Origin of the sequence: Clostridium sp. MSTE9, from assembly GCF_000277625.1 — a bacterium.
Taxonomy (GTDB): Bacteria; Bacillota; Clostridia; order Oscillospirales; family Acutalibacteraceae; genus Faecalispora; species Faecalispora jeddahensis.
Window position 1 is genome coordinate 1 of record NZ_AKFU01000013.1, and the last position, 20,271, is coordinate 20,271.

Sequence of the window (20,271 nt, forward strand, 5' to 3'; positions counted from 1 at the left end):
TTTTTGTAATACGAAAACCCCCGGCTATGCCGGGGAGTTCAAAAAAGCTTTAGCGGTGAGTATAGTAAAAAAACTCCTTTTGATATAATGAAGCTGCGGTCTGCCAACTGCAGCAAGACATATCAAAAGGAGGACATTCGCATGAAGACGAACGACATAGATAGTTTAAACCATACGAGCTGGAATTGCAAATACCATATCGTATTTGCACCCAAGTACCGTAGGAAAGTAGCATATGGAAATATGCGAGTGGAAATAGGAAAAATATTGAGGGAGTTGTGTAATTGGAAAGGAGTAGAAATTATACAAGCAGAGGTGTGTCTGGATCATATCCACATGCTGGTAAAGATACCACCGAAGATAAGTGTTTCAGGATTCGTGGGATTTCTCAAAGGAAAGAGCACACTGTTGATCTTTGAGAGACATGCAAATTTAAAATACAAGTATGGGAACCGGACATTCTGGTGCAGAGGATATTTTGTAGACACGGCAGGAAAGAATGACAAAGCAATTGCCGAGTATATCAAAAATCAGCTGGCAGAAGACCAGATTGAAGATCAGATGACGCTCAAAGAGTACGTCGACCCGTTTACGGGTAGCAAGTAACAAACCCTTGCAAGTGGCAGACCGTACCAGCGCCTTGAGGCGCCGCCAGAAAAACAGGGCTTTGCCCGCATATGAAGAACCCCCGGCTTTGCCGGGGGGTAACTATTCGCAAAATCCTGCTTCCCTTTTGGCAGAGGGCAGTCTTTTGAAATCACTATCGTTCTCTGGCAAACGCCGTTACCAGCCTTTCGAAAGCCCCCATCGCCCGGTGCAGGCCAATCACTATCAGCAACATCGCAACCACGCCCAGTACACAGAAAAGGGAAATTTCCATTCCGGTGAACGGAAAAAGTGTGCTCGACACATACAGCAAATAAACGCAAATCGGAAAAAACGGAATTGATGTCACAATGCCGGGTACATAATGCCGAAAACGCAGGCATAAAACGCCATGCACAAGTAAATGCACAGTAAAGCCGAAAAACAGACCATACCACAGCAGGTACCAGTTCATCAGGACAGACAGCAAAGAAATTGCGCAAATCACGATGAACTCGATTGCAACGGCAATCGAAAAGGACGCGGTGCTCCTTAAATCCTCAAAGGGTGGCTTTTTCATTTTTGCCGCTATCCGCTGTGCCTGATAGCGATTTTTCCAGGCCTCCACAACAATAATTTCCTCAAAATCGTGCAGCATAAACAGGACCGGAAACAACCAGACGATCGCATTTATGGTAAACAAGTTATCGTCCCCCTTCTTAACTGTCACACTTGCGACACTTGTTTGTTTTCAGTATAATGATTTCAAGCACCAACGTCAATCGTTTCGGCACAAGTGCTACATGTTTCAAAAAGTGTGACAAGGAAAGGGGAGAAAGTCATGAACCCACTGAAAAATCCCATTGCCGAGCAATCCCGGCAGTGGCTGATTCAATCTTTATTAGACTTAATGAGCAAAAAGGAATACAGCGAAATCACCGTAACCGAAATCGCCGAACACGCGCAATTATCCAGAAGGACATTTTACCGTATTTTCAATTCAAAGGAAGAATTGCTGGAGCAATACTTTTTGACTATCTCCAACGAATATGTCTCTTGTTTTGACAAAAGCACCTCTTATTCGCTGAAAGAGATCATCGATATCTTTTTTACCTTTTGCGAGAAGCATATTGATTTTTTAAGACTGCTGCAAAAAAATCATCTTCTTTATTATCTGCTGGAGCAATTCAACCTGATCCTGCCTGTTATTCACGACATGGTGCGCGGTGATCAGGGCATTTATCAAACCCCATTGGAAAAGAAAATTGCTCTGCTGGCCAGTGCGGGCGCACTTTGGAACATCCTGTCCGAATGGCTCCAGATGGAAGAGCGGCCCGCCCCGGAAGGAATTTCTGAAATCATCCTTACGGCAATCGAACGAAACAAAAAAGGCCGTTCTTCGCCGTGAACAAATCACTTTGAATAACAGCCTTTTTGTTATGCACTATAAATCGGCTAACTCAGCTCCTCAACCGCAATTCGCGCCAGGGCCAGGGATTCATTATAAATACAGTCGCCGTCAATCCACCCGCTCTCAAAAAAGCAAAATATCATTTGCTGATCCACAGATACCGCCAGATCGGAATAGCCCGCCTGCTGTTCGATCAGTACGCCGCCAGACCAGGTTCCGCCGTCGTCCGCGCTGAATCGGAGGGTCAGATTCTGCCGGGCGTCGCGGCTCCATTGGATGGTATCCCCCGATTTTTCCAGTTCAACGGCCGGAGCATCCCCATAGGCGCAGTTGGAAAACAGCAGTCTGCCATCCTCCAGACGCGCCAGCGCCCCGGCACAGACCGGGTCGGGAAGGCCGGGGTTCAGCTGCGCTTTTTGCCAGCAGTCTGCTGTACCGCGTACAAACGCGCGCTGCCGCACACCGAGGGTTCCATGGCGCATTGTCGCCAGCAGGGTCCCGTCAGAACATTCTGTCACACTGGCCTCCGTGGGGTCGGTGATCTCCGGTGAGCCGTCTACTATGTCTCCCCTTTGCCAGATAAGACCGTTATTATCGCTGTACAGGCAGGCAAAGCACGCGGGGCGGTGCGCGTTGACCCCCCGGCTCATCCACAGAGGCACCACAAGCTGCCCGTTTTGGGTACAAATTGCATGGCCAGGCGCCACCGCAAATACATTCCACGGGTACACCGGCTTCCACTGCTCCACCAGGCAAGTGAGTTCCCGGCAAGATCCAAAGCTTTTTCCATCATCAAAGCTTTCCTGAACAAAAAGACGCTTGTAATCCTCCATCCAGAAGAATAAGATTCTTCCATCCGGAGCGGTCAGCATCAGCGGATTATGTACCATTCGGCCGTTCTCGCTGTCCTTTAAAATCTGCTGAGGGGCAAACGTTTTTCCGCCATCCTCACTTCTTCTGCACAACAGGGTTCGCCGCTGCAAATCCTCCTGCCGTCCCTCGTAATAGACAAGCAGCGTGCCTCTTGTTGTCACAATCAGCCCGGGAACCCGATACATTGCGTATCCACCCTCCCCATGCTGAACCATTTTTTGAATCTGCGGCATTTTTCCACCTCTTTCTTGAATCATAAAAAAGGAAGACTGTTTCCTCTGCGCGGGGAAACGATCTTCCTTTTATTTTTATCTTTTATTTTTCAAATACCGCGCCGCGTGAACCGGAGGTCACGTGCTGCGCATAGCGCTTAATGTACCCGGAAAGCTCCTTCTCGGGCGCCTTCCACTGCTTGCGGCGTCTTTCCAGCTCCGCAGCATCCACATGCAGGTTCAGCACGCGGTTTGTAATATCCACATCGACGATATCTCCCTCGCGGATCAGCGCGATGGGGCCGCCCACAGCGGCTTCAGGCGAAACATGGCCGACCGCCGCGCCGCGCGTTGCGCCGGAGAAGCGCCCGTCGGTGATGAGCGCCACGCTGGAACCCAGACCCATCCCTGTCAGGGCAGAGGTGGGGGTCAGCATCTCGCGCATGCCGGGGCCGCCCTTCGGGCCCTCATAGCGGATCACGACAACGTCGCCCGCGTTGATCTTGCCGGAGAGGATCGCTTCCGAGGCGTCCTCTTCGCAGTCAAAGCAGCGTGCCGGGCCGGTGTGCTGCATCATTTCGGGAGCAACCGCACCCTGCTTGACCACCGCGCCGTCAGGAGCGATATTGCCCTGCAGCACGGCGATGCCGCCGTCCTTGCGGAACGGGTCTTCCAGCTTGCGGATGATCTCACCGTCCGCGTCGGGCGCGGCGCTGATGCGATCCTCTACGGTACCGAGAACGGTCTTGCAGTCGGTGTTGAGCTTGCCGCCGCGCGCCAGCTCCTTCATCACGGCGGGGATGCCGCCTACCTGATTCAGGTCGGTGATAAACACCTGGCTGGCCGGGTTCAGCTTGCACAGCTGCGGAGTGTCGCGGCTGATGCGGTCAATATCGGTAATATCGAGCTTTACGCCGCGCTCATAGGCGATGGCGGTCAGGTGCAGCACCGAGTTGGTGGAGCAGCCGAGCGCCATTTCGGAGCGGAGTGCATTCTCAAAGGATTTTTCCGTCAGGATGTCGCTCGGGCGCAAGTCTTCATGGTATAGCTCCAGAATGCGCTCACCGGCGGTTTTCGCCAGCTGAATGCGGTCGGACATCACGGCCGGGATGCTGCCGTTGCCGGGCAGGGCCAGACCGATCGCCTCAGTAAGACAGTTCATGGAGTTCGCCGTGTACATGCCGGAACACGAACCGCAGGTGGGGCACGCGGATTTTTCCAGCGCAGTCAGCTCGGCTTCATCAATCTTGCCGGCGGCAAAGCTGCCCACGGCCTCAAACATTTCAGAAAGGCCGAAGCGGACGCCGTTGTGCAGGCCCGGCAGCATGGGGCCGCCGCTGACAAAGATGCTGGGCAGGTTCAGGCGGCAGGCAGCCAGCAGCATGCCGGGCACCACCTTGTCGCAGTTGGGGATAAACACGACGGCATCCAGCGGATGCGCAGTGAGCATCACTTCAATGGAGTCGGCGATCAGCTCGCGGGAGCACAGGGAATATTTCATGCCCTTGTGGTTCATGGAAAGCCCGTCGCAGACGCCGATGGTGTTAAACTCAAACGGAACACCGCCCGCGTTGCGAATTCCGGCCTTGACTGCCTCACTGATGTCCTTTAGATGACGATGGCCCGGGATATAATCGCTGGCGGAATTGACCACCGCAATAAAGGGGCGTTTCATCTCGTTTTCCGTCAGTCCCAGCGCGTACAGCAAAGAGCGGTGCGGGGCACGTGCGGCGCCTTCTTTCATTAAATCGCTTCTCATCGTGTTTTCCCTCCTAAAAGTGCCTGATTATGAATCTTCCATCCATCAGCAAATGACAGTCGTTCCATCGCCTCGCCTCCGGCGGAGAAACGAAACGGTTCTTTACTGAAAGAACTCTAAATTTATTTTCCATACACCAGCCGGTCGAACAAAGTACGGCTGGCGGTGTAATAGGATTCCTTCTCCGGATTCTGCTCCAGGGGAGTTCCGCTGAAGACCCGCAGGGAAATGCCCAGCCCGTCGAGCTGCTGCATCACCTTTTGGCGGCTGTCAACGTCCAGCATACTCAAATCCGCTTCGGTGACAAGAGTGGACAACGGCTTTGCGTCCTTCCAGGGCAGCCGCATGGCGGTCTCGTTCTGCCCCGCTCCGACTTCCGGCACAGTACCGTCCAGATTCGAGAACATCTCCCGGGATTTCTGGTGCCCCTGAAAGCTCGTGTCATCTGTCAGAAAGATCATGCTGTCGCCTGTTTCCAAATCCGACAGGAACTTGGCCACACTCGCCATCTGTAAAGAGGGATCGCTGACTTCCTTCCCTTCCTCCATGACGATGAAATAGGGATTCACGCGCACGATCACGCGGCCATCCCCGTTCAGATCCTCCCCGTACTGGGCAATCTTTTGCTCCAGCACGGCGGCGGCCTCGTCCGAAAACTTGGTTTCCGTCAGAACACCGATCTGGTAATCCGGTTCTTCCTTTGTCGTCAGCTCATACACAAAGCTGTAAATCAGAGCGATGACGATCAGCCCGATCAGCAGGTGAAATTTATGGTAGTACCAAAAATTCTCCCATTTTCCCTTGGGGGTTTGGGGATGTGCCGTCTCACCGTCCTGGTGGATGGTCTCTTCCCCCGCGTTCCACAGATACCGGTCCCTTGCCAAGTGAATCTCACTCCCTGGGTTTCATAGTCGGGAACAAAAGCACGTCGCGGATCGACGCGCTGTCAGTCAAAAGCATCACCAGGCGGTCGATGCCCATGCCCATGCCGCCCGTGGGGGGCATACCGTATTCCAGAGCGGTGAGGAAATCCTCATCGATCATATTCGCCTCTTCATCGCCGGCCTCTCTGAGCTGCATCTGGCGCATAAAGCGTTCGCGCTGATCAACCGGGTCGTTCAGCTCGGAATACGCATTTGCGAATTCGCGGCGGGTGGCGAACAGCTCAAAGCGTTCCACCAGCTCCGGCACATCCTTCTTGCGCTTTGTCAGCGGAGAAACCTCTACCGGGTAATCGTAAATGAAGGTCGGCTGTACCAGCTCGCCCTCTACCTTCTCCTCAAAGAACAGATTCATAATATCGCCCCAGGAGTCGGTGGCCTTTGTTTCAAAGTGGAACTTCTTCGCCTCTTCCAGCGCGCGGACCGTATCGCCCTTGAACGACAGGAAATCCACGCCGGTGTACTGCTTGATCGCGTCGTTCATCGTCATGCGGCAGAACGGCAGCTTCAGGCTGACTTCCTCACCCTGATAGGTGATCTCCTCCGTGCCGCACACCTCTTTGGCGCAGGCATTGATGAGGCGCTCAGTCAAATCCATCATGCCGTGGTAATCGGTATACGCCTCATACAGCTCGATGGTTGTAAATTCAGGGTTGTGCTTTACGTCCATTCCCTCATTTCGGAACAGACGGCCAATCTCGTATACCTTTTCCATCCCGCCGACGATCAGGCGCTTTAAATACAGCTCCGGCGCAATGCGCAGGTACAAATCGAGGTCGAGCGTGTTGTGGTGGGTGATGAACGGGCGGGCCGCCGCGCCGCCGGGGATCAGGTTCAGAACGGGGGTCTCCACCTCCACGTAGCCGCGTTCGTCCAGAATGCGGCGGATCGTCGCGATCACACGGCTGCGCTTTTCAAAGGTGCTCTTCACCTCGGGATTTACGATCAAATCCACATAGCGCTGGCGGTACCGCAGGTCGGTATCTTTCAGGCCGTGGAATTTATCCGGCAGCGGCAGCAGGGATTTTCCCAACAGCGTGATACTCTTCGCATGGACGGAAATTTCGCCTCTGCGGGTGCGGAACACAAAGCCGGAAACGCTCGCAAGGTCGCCAATGTCCCAGTTCTGCAGGCCATGATAAGCTTCCTCACCAATGTCGTCTATTTTCAGGTAGACCTGGATTCTGCCCGTGCGGTCCTGAATATCCATAAAGCTGGCCTTGCCCATGTCGCGCCAGCTCATGATGCGGCCGGCAATCACAACATCCTGGCCCTCAATCTCTTCGAACCGGTCGCGAATATCCTGCGCGAACGCGTTGCGGTCGCAGACCGTAATTTCAAACGGGTCCTTGCCCGCCTGCTGCAGTGCAGTCAGCTTGTCCCGGCGAATCTGAAGCAGCTCGCTGATGTCCTGCTGCTCCTGCTCCACAGGCTCCTTTGTCTTATCGCTCATCACTATCCTACTCTCCCTGTTTTCTGTATTCCTCCGCCGCACGGCGGTCTTCTGATATAAACCCGCGTTCCATAAAGCCGCAAACACAACGGTGTTTCACTTTGTGATCGCAGATTCACATTCTTGTGCAAAAACGGGGCAGGGTGAAAATTTTCACTCCCGCCCCGCGCCGTTTCGTTCTTTTCGGAATCCGTTATTTCGAAATCGCAAGAATCTCGTAATGGATGATTCCGGCCGGAACCTCCACCTCAACCTTGTCGCCCACGCCGTGGCCCAGTAGGGCCTTGCCGACCGCGGATTCATCCGAAATTTTTCCCTGCAAGGGATTCGCTTCGTTGGAACCGACAATTTTATATTCCTTGATCGATGAGTCTCTTCCCTCAGGAGTGACACGAACCTCCACCTTGGAGCCAATGTGGATATTTTCGTTGCCCAGCTCATCTTCATCGATCACGACCACGTTTTTGAGCATCACCTCAATGTCGGCGATGCGTGCTTCCATGATCGCCTGATCGTTTTTCGCTTCATCATATTCGCTGTTTTCGGACAAATCTCCGAAAGACAAAGCTACCTTGATTTTTTCGGCAACTTCTTTTCGTTTTACCGATTTTAAATATTCCAACTCCTGCTCGAGGGCTTCAAGTCCCTCCTGGGTTAAAATGACCTGCTTTGCCATCAGCTGTTTACCACCTTTTTCAGAGTGAATCTATAGCCATACAACATAAAAAGGGCTCGATTCTTCCCCCGCGAGGGAAGAATCGTCATGCTTTGTCTGACTATACTTCGCAATACATCTATTATAGTGAACAAGTATGCGTCTGTCAACGCCTATTTGGAGGCCGCCGCGGAAGACGGCGAGCCGGACGCTGCGCTGGAAGCACCGTCTTCCAGGTTGCCGCTGTCGGTGCCCGGAATCTGCTGCACGTCCGCGCCCTGCGTCACCAAAGCGGTGACAGCCGCCTGAATCTGCGGATCCTCCAGCGTGGTGAGCGAGCGGCGCAGCAGCAGATCCTTCTGCTCCTGGGTCATCTCAATCGCCATGTCGACATCCACACCGACACCGTTGAAGGTCTTTCCGTCAATGCGGGTGTAATTGCCAACGGAAAGCTGAATTGCCGAACCGTCCGACAAGGGGATCATGTCCTCCTTGGTGCCGTGGCCCGCAGTTTTTTCACCAATCAGTTTTCCCTTTTTATAGTCCTTGATATCCGCAGCAAAAATTTCCGCCGCGCCATACGTGCTGGAGCCTACCACCACGCTGATCGGCAGGTTGATCTCGCCGGATTTCGAGCTGTACTCCACCGTGATCTTGCCGTTTCTGTCCGCATAGCTCACCAGGCTCACTGCCGGCAGGAACTCGTCGAGCACGGAGGCCATCACCTCTTCGCTGCCGCCGGAGTTGTTGCGCAGGTCGATCACAAGCCCCGCCACCTTTTTCTCAGTGAGGGTATTGATCGCCGAAACAAACTGATCCTTTGTAGAACTCTGGAATTCCGAGATCGCAATATAGCCGACGTTGCCGTTGATGACGGACGAAGAGACCGTTACGCGCTGGTATTCGGCGCGGGTGACGGTCACATCCATCTTGTTGGTCGTGGTTTTGCCGTCTGCCGTCGTCTTGCGCAGCAGGCCGAGTTTTACCGTAGTACCCACGGTGCCGTCGAGCTTGTTCACGGCCTCGCCGTAGCTCAGGCGGATCACCTCTTTGCCGTCGAGCGAAAGAATCACATCGCCCTTTTGCAGGCCGGCCTTGCTGGCCGGCGAGTTGGGCAGCACTTCAATGACTTCCATGTTTCCGTCGGCGTCCTGAATGGTGCGAATGCCGACGCCCACCGCCTTTTTAGAGGTGGAGCTGAGATAGTTCTTATATTTTTCCGCGGAAAGATATTTCGCACCGGAATCGCCCAGCCCAGCCATATAACCGGCTGCAATGCCGTCGTTCAGCTCAGTTTCCCCAATTTTTCCGATATAATCCTGCCGTACCTTCTGGTCGATTTCACTCAGCTTTGTATACATGGCCTGGCGTTCGTTCACATCGGCCACTTTTTCATTAAAGCGCCCCATCGCAAAGGTATACGTCAGAGAAACCGTAATGGCGGCTGCCACCAAAGACATCGCTGCTGCCGCGCCGAGCGACACTTTTTTGCTCATATGCTTCCCTCTATCTTTTTGTTATCGTCCAATCGCTTTCAACGTGATCTTCCCTAAACACGGCGATTCCGTCCCCCGCCTTGGGCGTGGAAACAGCGATTTCTTCCCCGGCCAAAGGCCGGGGAAGAAATCAACCGCCTGTTTTCGTTTAGCTGAACCATTTCATCGGGTTCTGCGCAACACCGTTCACGCGGATCTCAAAATGCAGGTGCGGCCCGGTGGAATCGCCGGTGCTGCCCACATAACCGATGGTCTGTCCCTTTTTGACCACGTCGCCGGTCTTTACAATGATTTTGCTCATATGTCCGTAGCGGGTGGAATATCCGCCGCCGTGGTCGATGTACGCGCAAAGGCCGTAGCCGCCGCCCCAGCCGCTTTGAACCGCAAGGATGACCTTGCCGTTATCCGCCGCAACGATCGGCTTGCCGTAAACGCCGGAGCCGGCGATGTCGATGCCTTTGTGTCCGCGGTTATCGCCCCAGTAGGCAGTGATCTTAGTATAACCTGGAAGCGGCCAGGTAAACTGCCCCTTGCTGACGTAGCCGCCGCTGGCCTGATTGTCCTTATTATTATCCTTAATGCTGGCGTAATAATCCTTGTACCACTGGTCGACCTCGGCATCCACCTTTTTGCGTTCGGCAGCCAGGCGGTTATTTTCCGAATTGGTGCTGACCACATTGGCCGAAATCTCTGTCAAAACACGCGAGCTTTCCGCCAGCAGGCCCGAGAGCTCCGAGTTTTTGGTGTCCAGTTCCTTTTTGGCCTGCGCCACGCTCTGCCGGTTCTGTTCGATCTGCTCTTTCTGCGTTTTGATCGAGGCCATATCGGTTTTCAGCGTCTGAATCACCTGCTGGTCATGCTGCGAAATGGAGCGCACCAGCTCGGTTTTATCGAGAAAATCCATCACATCCTGCGCACCGAGGATCATTTCAAGCTGAGAGGATTCCCCCAGCAGATAAATGGCGCGCACGCGCTGCTTGAGCTGCTCAATGTTGGCGTCGATGCTCTTCTGCTTTTCCGCAATTTGCGATTCTTTCTCTTTGATGTCCGCATCCAGCGCGGCCACCTGATCGTTCAGCGTGTCGATCTGGCTCTGCACGGTCTGCACCTGAGTATCCAGCGTGTTCTTATACTCCTGCTGCTTGGCCTTGTCTGCCTTCAGCTGTTTGAGCTTGGCCGCAGTAGCCTCCTGCTGCTTTTTCAGCTGGCTCTGCTTTTGCTGCAGCTGATTGATCGTGGAGCTGGCCTGCACCCCCGGCGGAACACATGAAAAAACGACAATCACCGCCAGCGCAAGTGCCAGAATCGAACGCCTGCCTTTACCAGCCAATGGAATTTCCTCCCTTCAGATATTTACCGATGGAAATACCGCCGCCCAACGCGCCGAACAGGGCGCCCGCGGCAATAAACAACAATACGATCTGTCCCATCACATTCCCGAGCGGCAGCGGCTGGAAAAAGGGGACAATGCCCGTAATGGTTTTCAGGGTTTTATCGTAGATCAGCGCCAGCAGGCCGCTGGCCAAAAGGCCCGAAAACAGCCCGATCAGAATTCCCTCCACAACGAACGGCACTCGAACGAAGCTGTTCGTCGCACCCACGGATTTCATCACGCTGATCTCCAATCGGCGCGAGAACATCGTAATCCGAATGGTGTTGGAAAGGATGAACACCGAAACCAGGCTCAGGATCAGCACGATCCAGAAGCCGGCCGTTGTCACAAGACGGTCAAGGCTTGTCAGCTTTGCAGCCACATCGGAATAATCGCGGACCTTATAGACCCCTTCCAGCGAGCTGATCTTCTTTGCGGTTTCCTGATACTGGGAAAGGTCTTTCATCTTTACCTTGAACACATCGTTCAGGGGATTGTCATCGCCTAAAAGGCTGCTGAACACGCTGCCGTCGTCGCCCATGGATTTCATCAGCGCCTCCAGCGCCTCACCCTTTGGAACAAACTCGCAGTCTTCCACATTGTCGAGCTTTTTGATCTCCTCGCCCACCTGCACCGATTTGAGTGTGGGCAGATCATTCGCCATGTACACGGTAACGGAGTTATCGTTTTGCAGCGTCTGCATGGCCATGTTCAGGTTCATCGAAAACAGCGTGGCCGCTCCCGTCATCAGCAGGCATGCCACCAGAACGCCAATGGAGGCAAAGGCCATCATGCGGTTGACCCAGACGTTCTTGACGCCCTCCTTCAGTAAATACTTGACACTGCTAATTCTCATCGGGTACCTCCAAAGCAAGATTGCAGCTGTCGGCCACAACCAGCCCGTCGTGAATTTCCACCACGCGGCGGCGAAAATGCTTCACGAGCCGGTGTTCGTGCGTGACCATCAGCACGGTGGTGCCCCTGCGGTTGATTTCACTTAAAAGGCCCACGATTTCAAACGAAAGGGCCGGGTCAATGTTGCCGGTAGGCTCGTCCGCAATAATCATGCTGGGGTTGTTCACCAGCGCGCGCGCAAGCCCCACCCTCTGCTGCTCTCCACCGGAGAGCTCTTTCGGGCGGCAATTGATTTTTTCTTTCAGCCCCACAAGGTTCAATATGTACGGCACACGCTTTTTGATCTCTCTTTGAGAAGCTCCCACCACGTGCATGGCAAACGCCACGTTGTCAAACACCGTCATTTTATCGATCAGGCGAAAATCCTGGAACACCATTCCCATCGTGCGGCGCACATAGGGGATGTCCCTTCTCTTCACGGTAGAAAGCTTTCTGCCGTTGACGATGATCTCGCCGCTGTTCGGAGCTTCCTCACAGGTAATCAGCTTTAAAAAGGTGCTTTTGCCCGCCCCGGAAGAACCCACAATAAAAACGAATTCGCCTTTTTCCACTTTCAGATTCACGCCCCGGAGCGCTTCTGTACCATTCCCATATGTTTTAAAAACATCTACAAATTCTATCAATGTCATCGCTCCAAAAAATAAATTTCCCCGTGCGAAATGCCGCCGGGCGCACCAAAACGCCTCCAGAAAACGGCACGATTTCTCCCTAAAAATCAACACCCATTGGTATGTTTACATAATACCAATGGGCGAAAGATTTATTGTTCTCTAAAAGAATAAATTTGTAATTTTTCTGTAATATTTTTATTCTTTTCCGTCAAAATTTTACCGGATTCGAGGAAAGATATTTCTTGACCATCAGAGCTACCTTAAACACAATCGCGTCCTCGAACTCGCGCAGATCCAGCCCGGTGATTTTTTTGATTTTTTCCAAGCGATAAACGAGCGTGTTGCGGTGAACGAACAGCTTGCGCGACGTTTCGGAAACGTTCAGGTTGTTTTCGAAGAAGCGCTGAATCGTGAACAGTGTCTCATGGTCAAGCGATTCGATCGAGCCGCGCTTGAATACCTCCTTGAGGAACATTTCACATAAGGTGGTGGGCAGCTGATAGATCAAACGGGCAATGCCCAGATTGTCGTAGCTGACGATGGATTTTTCGGTGTCGAACACCTTGCCAACCTCAAGCGCGACCTGCGCTTCCTTGAAGGAGCGCGCCAGATCTTTAATGCCGACAACAATGGTGCCGATACCCACAACGCAGTGGGTGTAGAATTCGCTCGAAAGCGTGTCTACAATCGAGCTGGCCAGCTTATCCAGATCCTTCGGCTCAATGCCGGTGCGGATCTCTTTGATCAGCGCGATATCCGTTTCGTTGATGTTGATAATGAAATCCTTGTTCTTGTCGGGGAACAGGTTCTGAATCACATCGTAGGCCGAAATATCGGATTTGTTCGAAATCTTAATCAGCATACACACGCGGCTTACATCCGAATTGAAGTGCAGCTCGCGGGCCTTGAGGTAAATATCCCCGGGCAGTATGTTGTCGAGAATCACGTTCTTGATGAAATTGCTGCGGTCGTATTTCTCGTCGTAATACTGTTTGATGCTGCTCAGCGAAATCGAGAGCAGGTTTACATACTTCATCGCTTCGCTGTCGCTGCCCGAAACGAATACAGCGTATTCCGGGCGGGGGCGGCTGCCAAAAGACTTGTAGGTATATCCTCCTACCACAAAGGGATTGGGCGAAGCAATGGTGTCCGGAGTAATGCTTTCGTTCACTTCACCGATACGACCCAGCTCGCTGCAGGCAATAATAACCGAGGTCTCGTCAATGACGCCGATCGTTCTGTCAATCGCGTCGCGCATTTGGTGAATAACTCCCTGAAACAGTCTATTTGACATGATGCTCCCTCACTTTATCAGTTTTCCAGATGACTCTGGATCAATCAAGCATATCGAATTGATATTGTCCAATATATTTTACACAAATTTTGATGAAATTTCAAGCTTGGAGCAGATTATTTGTTAAAAAACTTTCTGAAATCGACAGAGTAACGTTCTAAATCAGAAAATGGCGCGGCCGCAAAAGGCCGCGCCAAAGAATGATTCTTATTTACTGCCCGCTGCTTCCACAATTCTGCGGTAAGCCTCGGGGTCTGTGTTGCCCTCGGTACTGAACAGCAAAACGGTCGCATTTTCATCCAGACCCATGCGCTGACGTTCGGCGTGCATTTCTGGAGCAAGGCACAAATGCACGAGCAAACCGAGCCCCACGGCGCCCGATTCCCCGGAGATCACCTTCCCGTCCCCGTTATGCGGATACGCCAGTGTGCGCATGCCAAGCTCGGTCACCCAGTCGGGGCAGGCGGCATAGCACGACGCAAAATCGCGCAGCACCGGCCAGGTGAGCGGATTCGGCTCGCCGCAGTTCAGGCCCGCCATGATCGTTTCCGGGTTCCCGCCGATCGCGACGGGATTGCCGCCGCCGGTTTTCACCGATTCAAAAATGCAGGCCACCGTATCTGGCTCCACAATGACAGTATACGGAGGATTTGCGGTCAGTTTTTGCTCCAGATAAGCGAGAACGCCTCCCGCCATAGAGCCGACGCCCGCCTGCAGGAACACGTGAGTCGGTGCTGCTTCACCCTGAACCCGCATTTGCTCCAGCGCTTCCGATGCCATGGTGGTATACCCCAGCGCGATATCGCGCGGGATTTTCGCGTACTCCGCTGTTCCGGTATCCTGCACCAGAGTCTGACCGTTCTCTTTGGCCCACTTCGCCGCAAGACGCACCGCGTCGTCATAATTCAGTTCGGTAACCTCAACCGGCGTGTCGTTGATTGCACGGATCGCCTGTACGCGGCTTTCCTTTGAGCCCTTCGGCATATATACTCTGGCCCGGCAGCCAAACACAGAAGCTGCCCACGCCACGCTTTTGCCATGGTTTCCGTCGGTCGCAGTCACAAAGATGCGATCACGCGCCCGTTCTCTGGCCTCCGGCGTTGTCAGAACAGCGTAATCCGGCGCGCCGGTGTAGCCCAAATCCTCCCACAAAAGCCGGGCGATCGCAAAAGAAGCCCCAAGCCCCTTAAACGCGTTCAATCCAAATCGTTTGGATTCATCCTTCACAAAAATATTTTTGACTCCCAGTCTTTGCGCCAAACCGCGCAGAGAGACCAATGGCGTTTCCTCATACTGAGGCATCGAGCGGTGAAATGCCTGCGCAAAGGAAAGCTCCTGATCTGTAAAATACGAAAAATCCGGATGATGGTCGGGGGCTCCGGCCAAAAGCGATACCGGGCGATCCATAAACTCTCTCTCCTCTCCTGGTCAAACACTTGGCTCCCTCGTCAACAGCGGCGAGAGACCGCTAATTCTTGTTATGAAAAAAGCCGTGCGCGAACACCAGTGTTTTTTATCGTAAGAATATTTCAGGGTACCAGAGTTTTATGCTCGGTACCCTGACTTGTATTCTTATGGCAACACTCTGAAAACGCATGGCTTTTCATTTTTTCCACCGGAGGTGCTTACCCGGTGGAAAATTTTGTTAAATTGAGTATAGCAGTTTGCTCCCGCAAATGCAAGGGGCGGCTATTCCGCCTTGGCCGGCTCCGGCTCTTCAATCAGCCGGCCGCTCAAACGGTGCAGCGCGGCGCAGCCGGCCCCGCCGACCACATTGCCAAGCGTGATCACCACCAGGCTGAGAAGTCCATCCCCCAGCACGCCAGCCATCCAAAAATAGAACATATCGGCGACGCAGTGCTCAAAGCCGCTGAGGATAAAGACCATCACGCTGAAAATGATCCCCAGGTATTTTCCCACGGGGTGCGGATTGCTGCGGTAGCCCTCCACCGCCACATACATCAAAAGGCCGCAGAAAATTCCCAGGATAAACAGGCTGAGCAGATTGTCGCCCAGCTTGATCTCCGCCAGATGCACCGCCTTTTCGTGCAGCTTCGCCCCCTGGCGCGTGACGGACATGACCACACTCAACAAAAAGGTTCCCAGCAGGTTCCCAAGCCAGATCAAAATCAGCCAGAGCACCTTCTGCGGATCGCGGTATGAAATATACGCCATTTTCCCGGTAAACAGATTCCACCGGAATACCAAAACCGTCATCAACCCAACCGAAAACAGAAAGGACCCTATCACCGCATTTTCCTGTGTCATATATATCACACAGCCGATACCGATGCTGATCCCCGCCAATATGGCCAGCAGGAACGTTCCTGTCCAGGATCTGAATTTATCCATAAAAACTCCCCTTTTTCCCAGCGGGCCGTGCCCGCGACAGATGTTACTAACACCCGCCTATTTTAGCACAGAAGCTTTTTCATTCCAATCTCGGCGCGTCTTATATTCGTCTATCCCCTTATCATCAGCAAAAATTGATTATTATTGTATTCTTGATGAATCAAGGTTCCCACTCCACTTTCTTGTCAAATTCCTTTCATTTTAGTGTTTTAGAATCATATAATCTGGCTTTTTTAAGCTTTTATGTGTTTTCAGGTACATCCTCAAATCTGACGTTCTTTGATTCATAAGCAATTATGATGTATTTTCCGCCAATCGATCCCACCCGCGCAGGGCTGGCTTCGCCCGGCGAATTGAATCTGCGCCGGCAAAAGCAGGATAAAAAGAACCTGCGCCGAAGAAACACTTCGCCGCAGGTCACCTGAACTATTTGTTTAGAATAGAAGCTTATTTCACTTCTCCGCCCTCAACCACCAGGTTCTCAGGAGCAACCGCATCGCCGTAAACGGGCTTCAGGGTCTCTTCAAAGTCCTTGTGGAAGAAGTTCTCTTTGCCCAGCGTCTTGATTTCCTCATTCAGCCAGTCGAGCAGCTCCTTGTTGCCCTTCTGTACGGCAGGAGCAATGGTGTCGACGTCGCCGAGACTCTCAATGCCAACCTTAAAGCCGGGATTCTGCAGCGCCCAGGCCAGAACCTCCGTATTGTCGGTGGAGAACGCATCGCCGCGCCCGTCGAGCAGGGCGTTATAGGTTTCGGTATACTGGTCAAACTTCACCAGATTGATCTCGGGATGGTTAGCAGTAAAGTAAGTCTCTGCGGTCGTTCCCTTCGCAACGATCAGCTTTTTGCCGGCGAGCTGCTTCACATCGGTGATCAGGTTCTTTTCGGGGCTGACAACGCCCAAAGCGACCTTCATGTAGGGCAGTGCAAAATCGACCGCCTCAGCACGATCTTTGGTTACAGTAAAGTTGGCAAGCACAATGTCAACCTTGCCGGTTTTCAGGTATTCCACACGGCTGGCGGGCTCCAGAGAAACATATTCCGGCTCAACGCCCAGATCCTTTGCGATGCGCTCCGCAAAGTAAACGTCATAGCCCTGATACTTGCCGTTTGCATCCACATAGCCGAAGGGGTTTTTGTCGCTGAATACGCCGATGACAACCTTGCCGCTCTTCTTGATTTCAGCCACGGAGCGGGCCGTGCTGCTGCCGGTGCCCTGCGCGGCGGAAGAAGCATCCGTGCCGGAGGAGGCCGCGTTGTTCGAAGAGCAGCCCGCAAGCAGGCCAACGGACAATGTCAATGCGAGTGCGAGCGATAAAGCTTTGATTCTGTTTTTCATCAATAATCCCTCTTTCCAGTTACTCAAAAGTAAAAATATTTAAAAAACGCTGAAGCCGTTCTGTTTTCGGCTTCGTAAAGAACTCTTCCGGCTCCCCGGATTCCACGATCTCACCGGCGTCCATAAAGATCACACGGTCGGCGATCGCCCTGGCAAACTGCATCTCGTGCGTGACGATCACCATGGTCATCCCGCCCTTTGCAAGCTCCAGCATCACGTCGAGCACCTCGCGCACCATTTCGGGGTCGAGGGCCGCCGTCACTTCGTCAAACAGCATGATTTCCGGCTGCATCATCAGAGCGCGCACAATCGCGACTCTCTGCTTCTGCCCGCCCGAAAGCTGACGAGGAAAGGAACTCTTCTTCTCCAGAAGGCCCACACGTTCCAACAAGGTTTCCGCCATTTTTTCGGCTTCTTCTCTCTTCCGCCCCTGTACTTTGAGGGGACCGAGCAAAACATTTTCCATCACCGTCATATGGGGAAACAGCTCGTAGCTCTGAAATACCATGCCGATTTTCTGCCGTACCTGGCTCCACTTGGCGGTGCCGTCTGTCAGCACCTGCCCGCCGAGCAAAATCTCACCGGACTGGATGGGCTCCAGCCCGTTGATACATCGCAGCAGGGTGCTTTTGCCGCAGCCGGAGGGCCCGATCACCACAACGACCTCGCCGCGGCTGACTGTCAGCGAAACATCCCGCAGCACATCGGCGGAACCGTAATCCTTTTTAAGATGCCGAATTTCCAGCAAAGCATCTGTTTTCTCCATCTGTTGCACTCCTCTTAGTCCTGCCATCTTTTTTCCAGTCTTCCCGCCAGACGCGAAATGGGGAAACACACCAGAAAATACAGGAAGAAAATCGCACCGTAAATCCACAAAGCCGCGCTGGGCGCCGTGTAACGGTTTGCCTCTATGATCTGCTGACCTACCTTGAGCACCTCTACCACACCGATCAGCACGATCAAAGAGGTGGTTTTGACCATACGGGTGGCCAGGTTGATTGCAAGCGGCAGCAGCCGCCGGATTGTTTGCGGGATAATAATGTAACGGTAAATCTGCACGCCGGTCAGGCCGAGCGCCCGGCCGCTTTCGTACTGGTGCTTCGGGATCGAAATCAGCGCGCCGCGCACCAGGTCGCCCATCTCTGCCGTTCCCCAGAACACGAACACGATGATCGCGGAGACCTCGCCCGAAAGATGGATTCCAAATGTTTTCGTCACGCCGAAATACACCAGGAACAGCAGCACCAGCTGCGGCATAATGCGCACCGTTTCAAGGTACACACGCGAAAGTGCCTTCGTAATCGGATTTTTCAGCGTCATCACCATGCCGAGCAGAACGCCCAGCGCCATCGATATCGCCACGGAAAGCAGCGCAATGCGCACCGTGACCCAAAGGCCCTCGAGCAATCGGATAAGATTGCGCCCGTCGAGCAGAATGCTAATTCCCAAATCCTGCATAGCGCAGCCTCCTTTCCAAAAGCGAAGAGGCAATCGAAATCGGCAGCAGAATGATGAGATACGAGGTCACGAGCAAAAACAGCGCCTCATCCGTCTTGTAGTACAGGCCAATCAAATCCTTCGCAACATACATCAAATCTGCCAGAGCCACCACGCTGAACACTGATGTCTCCTTGATCAAAAAAATCACGTTCGCGCACAGCGCCGGAACCGAAACGGAGAGCGCCTGCGGCAGCACCACATAGCGGATGATCTGCGAATGCTCCAGCCCAATGCTGAGCCCGGCCTCCAGCTGGCCCTTCTCCACAGATTCGAGTCCGCTGCGAAATGCCTCTGCCATATAGCTGCCGCCCAGAAACGCCAGCCCGATCACGGCACAGCTTTCAGAGCTGATGACAACGCCCAGCTTTGGCAGGCCGAAATACAGAAAAAACAGCTGAACCAGCAGCGGCGTATTGCGTGAAAGTTCGATGTATACGCCGACGATCCGGCGCAGCACGGGTACTTTATAATATTGAATCAGGCTGCAGAACAGCCCAAGCAAAAACGAAAATAAAACGCCCCACAGCGCGATTCGCAGTGTCAGCAGAGCCGCCGTCTGATACATGGGCACATTTTGTCTGATAAACTCAAAATCCAAAATCTGATTCCTTCCTCATATGTCATATCAAATCTTTGAAAAAATATTTTGAGATACTTTTTCTATGATACGGCGTTCCCGGAAAAGAGTTCCATTTATATCGTAGTAATCATATATGAATTAGCATGTTCTATATTACTACATCCTTACCGCCGTGTCAACCGTCTGCCATCATTTTTATAAAGGCCGCAAAAAGCCGCGCGAAAGAGTCCCTGAAACAAACGGGCGGCAGCAAACGCCTCTCTTTCACGCAGCATCCGGTGTGCTCTTCTTACAGCTCGAACACCATAGGGGTATAGTGCGATTCCGACTTTTGGAACCCAAGGTATTCATACAATTTCTTCCCCTGCACCGTTGCATGAAGGTCGACATGGCACAGTTCTTTCCGCCGAGCATCCTCCAGCGCCATGGTGACCAACTTCGCACCCAGACCCAGCTTACGGTACTCAGGGCGAACATAAACGTTCATCAGAGTTCCGGTTTTGCCGTTGATCGCAGACGGCCCCGCGAGCTTTTCCACAACCATCATCAGCACCGTACCAGCCAAACGCCCGTTTTCTTCAGCCACATAGGCGGTCAGATTCCCTCCCAGATGACGTTCCATGTAATCCGGCAGTTGTTTTCTGATCGCCGTTTCCTGTTCCTCCGTCAGAGTTCCCCAATCTTCTTTCAGGTATTCCACTCGCATTTCAATCAACTCCACACTGTCGGAACGCTCCCCATTTCGGAATATCATCTTCATAATCCCCTTTCCCATCCCTGTGATAGCAAACGGCACTGTTCGGGAAGCGCGCCGATTTACACTACAGGTTTTTGGTTTTTCTATATCGATAAAAATCAGTATATCATAGAACGCAGTGGAAAAAAAGAATCGCTTTTTTGTTTTGGCTTTTTAGACAGATTGAA

At 52.9% G+C, this 20,271-nt stretch carries 20 protein-coding genes; 2 read left to right on the top strand and 18 right to left on the bottom strand.

Translation table 11 applies throughout. The annotated features are described in order from the left end of the window. The first annotated feature begins 141 nt into the window (after positions 1–141). Positions 142–606, top strand: a complete 465-nt coding sequence (gene tnpA / locus HMPREF1141_RS02710) for an IS200/IS605 family transposase (RefSeq protein ID WP_035316352.1) — start codon at positions 142–144, stop codon at positions 604–606. 154 nt (positions 607–760) lie between these two features. Here the strand turns inward: tnpA and HMPREF1141_RS02715 are convergent, their stop codons facing one another. After that, complete coding sequence (locus tag HMPREF1141_RS02715; protein ID WP_009060873.1) at positions 761–1,288, bottom strand: HXXEE domain-containing protein; 528 nt, start codon at positions 1,286–1,288, stop codon at positions 761–763. 138 nt (positions 1,289–1,426) lie between these two features. On the opposite strand from HMPREF1141_RS02715, the gene HMPREF1141_RS02720 reads away from it, so the two are divergent. Continuing rightward, positions 1,427–1,993 (top strand): TetR/AcrR family transcriptional regulator, encoded by a 567-nt coding sequence (locus HMPREF1141_RS02720; RefSeq protein WP_009060806.1) that lies wholly within the window; start codon positions 1,427–1,429, stop codon positions 1,991–1,993. Positions 1,994–2,040: 47 nt separating this feature from the next. Here HMPREF1141_RS02720 and HMPREF1141_RS02725 read toward each other — a convergent pair whose 3' ends face one another. The 17 genes from HMPREF1141_RS02725 to HMPREF1141_RS02805 form a co-directional block, all read right to left on the bottom strand. Further along, positions 2,041–3,102 carry a sialidase family protein gene (locus tag HMPREF1141_RS02725; protein WP_009060920.1) on the bottom strand — a complete coding sequence of 354 codons (1,062 nt, stop codon included), beginning with the start codon at positions 3,100–3,102 and terminating at the stop codon, positions 2,041–2,043. Between the two features lie 82 nt (positions 3,103–3,184). After that, a complete protein-coding gene (gene ilvD / locus HMPREF1141_RS02730; RefSeq protein WP_009060893.1) occupies positions 3,185–4,840 on the bottom strand; it encodes a dihydroxy-acid dehydratase in 1,656 nt (551 codons plus the stop codon). A gap of 122 nt (positions 4,841–4,962) precedes the next feature. Further along, complete coding sequence (locus HMPREF1141_RS02735; RefSeq protein WP_009060908.1) at positions 4,963–5,724, bottom strand: hypothetical protein; 762 nt, start codon at positions 5,722–5,724, stop codon at positions 4,963–4,965. Positions 5,725–5,731: 7 nt separating this feature from the next. After that, positions 5,732–7,234: a lysine--tRNA ligase gene (gene lysS, locus HMPREF1141_RS02740; protein ID WP_035316462.1), complete on the bottom strand. Its 1,503-nt coding sequence runs from the start codon at positions 7,232–7,234 to the stop codon at positions 5,732–5,734. Positions 7,235–7,427: 193 nt separating this feature from the next. Beyond that, entirely contained in the window at positions 7,428–7,910 is a 483-nt protein-coding gene (greA, locus tag HMPREF1141_RS02745) for a transcription elongation factor GreA (protein ID WP_009060885.1), read from the bottom strand. Between the two features lie 152 nt (positions 7,911–8,062). After that, positions 8,063–9,385: a S41 family peptidase gene (locus tag HMPREF1141_RS02750; protein ID WP_009060887.1), complete on the bottom strand. Its 1,323-nt coding sequence runs from the start codon at positions 9,383–9,385 to the stop codon at positions 8,063–8,065. A gap of 148 nt (positions 9,386–9,533) precedes the next feature. Then, a complete protein-coding gene (locus HMPREF1141_RS17755; protein ID WP_009060832.1) occupies positions 9,534–10,715 on the bottom strand; it encodes a M23 family metallopeptidase in 1,182 nt (393 codons plus the stop codon). Continuing rightward, positions 10,705–11,613: a permease-like cell division protein FtsX gene (gene ftsX / locus HMPREF1141_RS02760; RefSeq protein ID WP_009060836.1), complete on the bottom strand. Its 909-nt coding sequence runs from the start codon at positions 11,611–11,613 to the stop codon at positions 10,705–10,707. Before ftsX ends, HMPREF1141_RS17755 begins: the two co-directional genes overlap by 11 nt. Next, entirely contained in the window at positions 11,603–12,295 is a 693-nt protein-coding gene (gene ftsE / locus HMPREF1141_RS02765) for a cell division ATP-binding protein FtsE (RefSeq protein WP_009060820.1), read from the bottom strand. Before ftsE ends, ftsX begins: the two co-directional genes overlap by 11 nt. Before the next feature lie 196 nt (positions 12,296–12,491). After that, on the bottom strand, positions 12,492–13,577 hold the full coding sequence (locus tag HMPREF1141_RS02770; protein ID WP_027103879.1) for a helix-turn-helix domain-containing protein: 1,086 nt from the start codon (positions 13,575–13,577) through the stop codon (positions 12,492–12,494). Between the two features lie 207 nt (positions 13,578–13,784). Next, entirely contained in the window at positions 13,785–14,984 is a 1,200-nt protein-coding gene (locus HMPREF1141_RS02775) for a diaminopropionate ammonia-lyase (RefSeq protein ID WP_009060906.1), read from the bottom strand. Positions 14,985–15,266: 282 nt separating this feature from the next. Beyond that, complete coding sequence (locus tag HMPREF1141_RS02780) at positions 15,267–15,929, bottom strand: formate/nitrite transporter family protein (RefSeq protein WP_009060844.1); 663 nt, start codon at positions 15,927–15,929, stop codon at positions 15,267–15,269. Between the two features lie 447 nt (positions 15,930–16,376). Further along, positions 16,377–17,267 (bottom strand): cysteine ABC transporter substrate-binding protein, encoded by an 891-nt coding sequence (locus HMPREF1141_RS02785; protein ID WP_009060877.1) that lies wholly within the window; start codon positions 17,265–17,267, stop codon positions 16,377–16,379. Positions 17,268–17,286: 19 nt separating this feature from the next. Next, the gene (locus HMPREF1141_RS02790; RefSeq protein ID WP_009060824.1) at positions 17,287–18,033 is read right to left on the bottom strand and encodes an amino acid ABC transporter ATP-binding protein; all 747 of its coding nucleotides are present in this window, start codon (positions 18,031–18,033) and stop codon (positions 17,287–17,289) included. A gap of 14 nt (positions 18,034–18,047) precedes the next feature. Continuing rightward, a complete protein-coding gene (locus HMPREF1141_RS02795; RefSeq protein ID WP_009060891.1) occupies positions 18,048–18,725 on the bottom strand; it encodes an amino acid ABC transporter permease in 678 nt (225 codons plus the stop codon). After that, a complete protein-coding gene (locus HMPREF1141_RS02800) occupies positions 18,706–19,365 on the bottom strand; it encodes an amino acid ABC transporter permease (RefSeq protein ID WP_009060863.1) in 660 nt (219 codons plus the stop codon). Before HMPREF1141_RS02800 ends, HMPREF1141_RS02795 begins: the two co-directional genes overlap by 20 nt. Positions 19,366–19,636: 271 nt before the next feature. After that, positions 19,637–20,101: a GNAT family N-acetyltransferase gene (locus HMPREF1141_RS02805; protein ID WP_155863458.1), complete on the bottom strand. Its 465-nt coding sequence runs from the start codon at positions 20,099–20,101 to the stop codon at positions 19,637–19,639. Between the last annotated feature and the right edge of the window lie 170 nt (positions 20,102–20,271).

Coding starts and splice junctions, on each gene's coding strand:
- ilvD (WP_009060893.1), bottom strand. CDS start 4,840: ATGAGAAGCGATTTAATGAAAGAAGGCGCCGCACGTGCCCCGCACCGC.
- HMPREF1141_RS02785 (WP_009060877.1), bottom strand. CDS start 17,267: ATGAAAAACAGAATCAAAGCTTTATCGCTCGCACTCGCATTGACATTG.
- HMPREF1141_RS02795 (WP_009060891.1), bottom strand. CDS start 18,725: ATGCAGGATTTGGGAATTAGCATTCTGCTCGACGGGCGCAATCTTATC.
- lysS (WP_035316462.1), bottom strand. CDS start 7,234: ATGAGCGATAAGACAAAGGAGCCTGTGGAGCAGGAGCAGCAGGACATC.
- HMPREF1141_RS02725 (WP_009060920.1), bottom strand. CDS start 3,102: ATGCCGCAGATTCAAAAAATGGTTCAGCATGGGGAGGGTGGATACGCA.
- greA (WP_009060885.1), bottom strand. CDS start 7,910: ATGGCAAAGCAGGTCATTTTAACCCAGGAGGGACTTGAAGCCCTCGAG.
- HMPREF1141_RS02750 (WP_009060887.1), bottom strand. CDS start 9,385: ATGAGCAAAAAAGTGTCGCTCGGCGCGGCAGCAGCGATGTCTTTGGTG.
- tnpA (WP_035316352.1), top strand. CDS start 142: ATGAAGACGAACGACATAGATAGTTTAAACCATACGAGCTGGAATTGC.
- HMPREF1141_RS02720 (WP_009060806.1), top strand. CDS start 1,427: ATGAACCCACTGAAAAATCCCATTGCCGAGCAATCCCGGCAGTGGCTG.
- HMPREF1141_RS02805 (WP_155863458.1), bottom strand. CDS start 20,101: ATGATATTCCGAAATGGGGAGCGTTCCGACAGTGTGGAGTTGATTGAA.
- HMPREF1141_RS02770 (WP_027103879.1), bottom strand. CDS start 13,577: ATGTCAAATAGACTGTTTCAGGGAGTTATTCACCAAATGCGCGACGCG.
- HMPREF1141_RS02775 (WP_009060906.1), bottom strand. CDS start 14,984: ATGGATCGCCCGGTATCGCTTTTGGCCGGAGCCCCCGACCATCATCCG.
- ftsX (WP_009060836.1), bottom strand. CDS start 11,613: ATGAGAATTAGCAGTGTCAAGTATTTACTGAAGGAGGGCGTCAAGAAC.
- HMPREF1141_RS02790 (WP_009060824.1), bottom strand. CDS start 18,033: ATGGAGAAAACAGATGCTTTGCTGGAAATTCGGCATCTTAAAAAGGAT.
- HMPREF1141_RS02780 (WP_009060844.1), bottom strand. CDS start 15,929: ATGGATAAATTCAGATCCTGGACAGGAACGTTCCTGCTGGCCATATTG.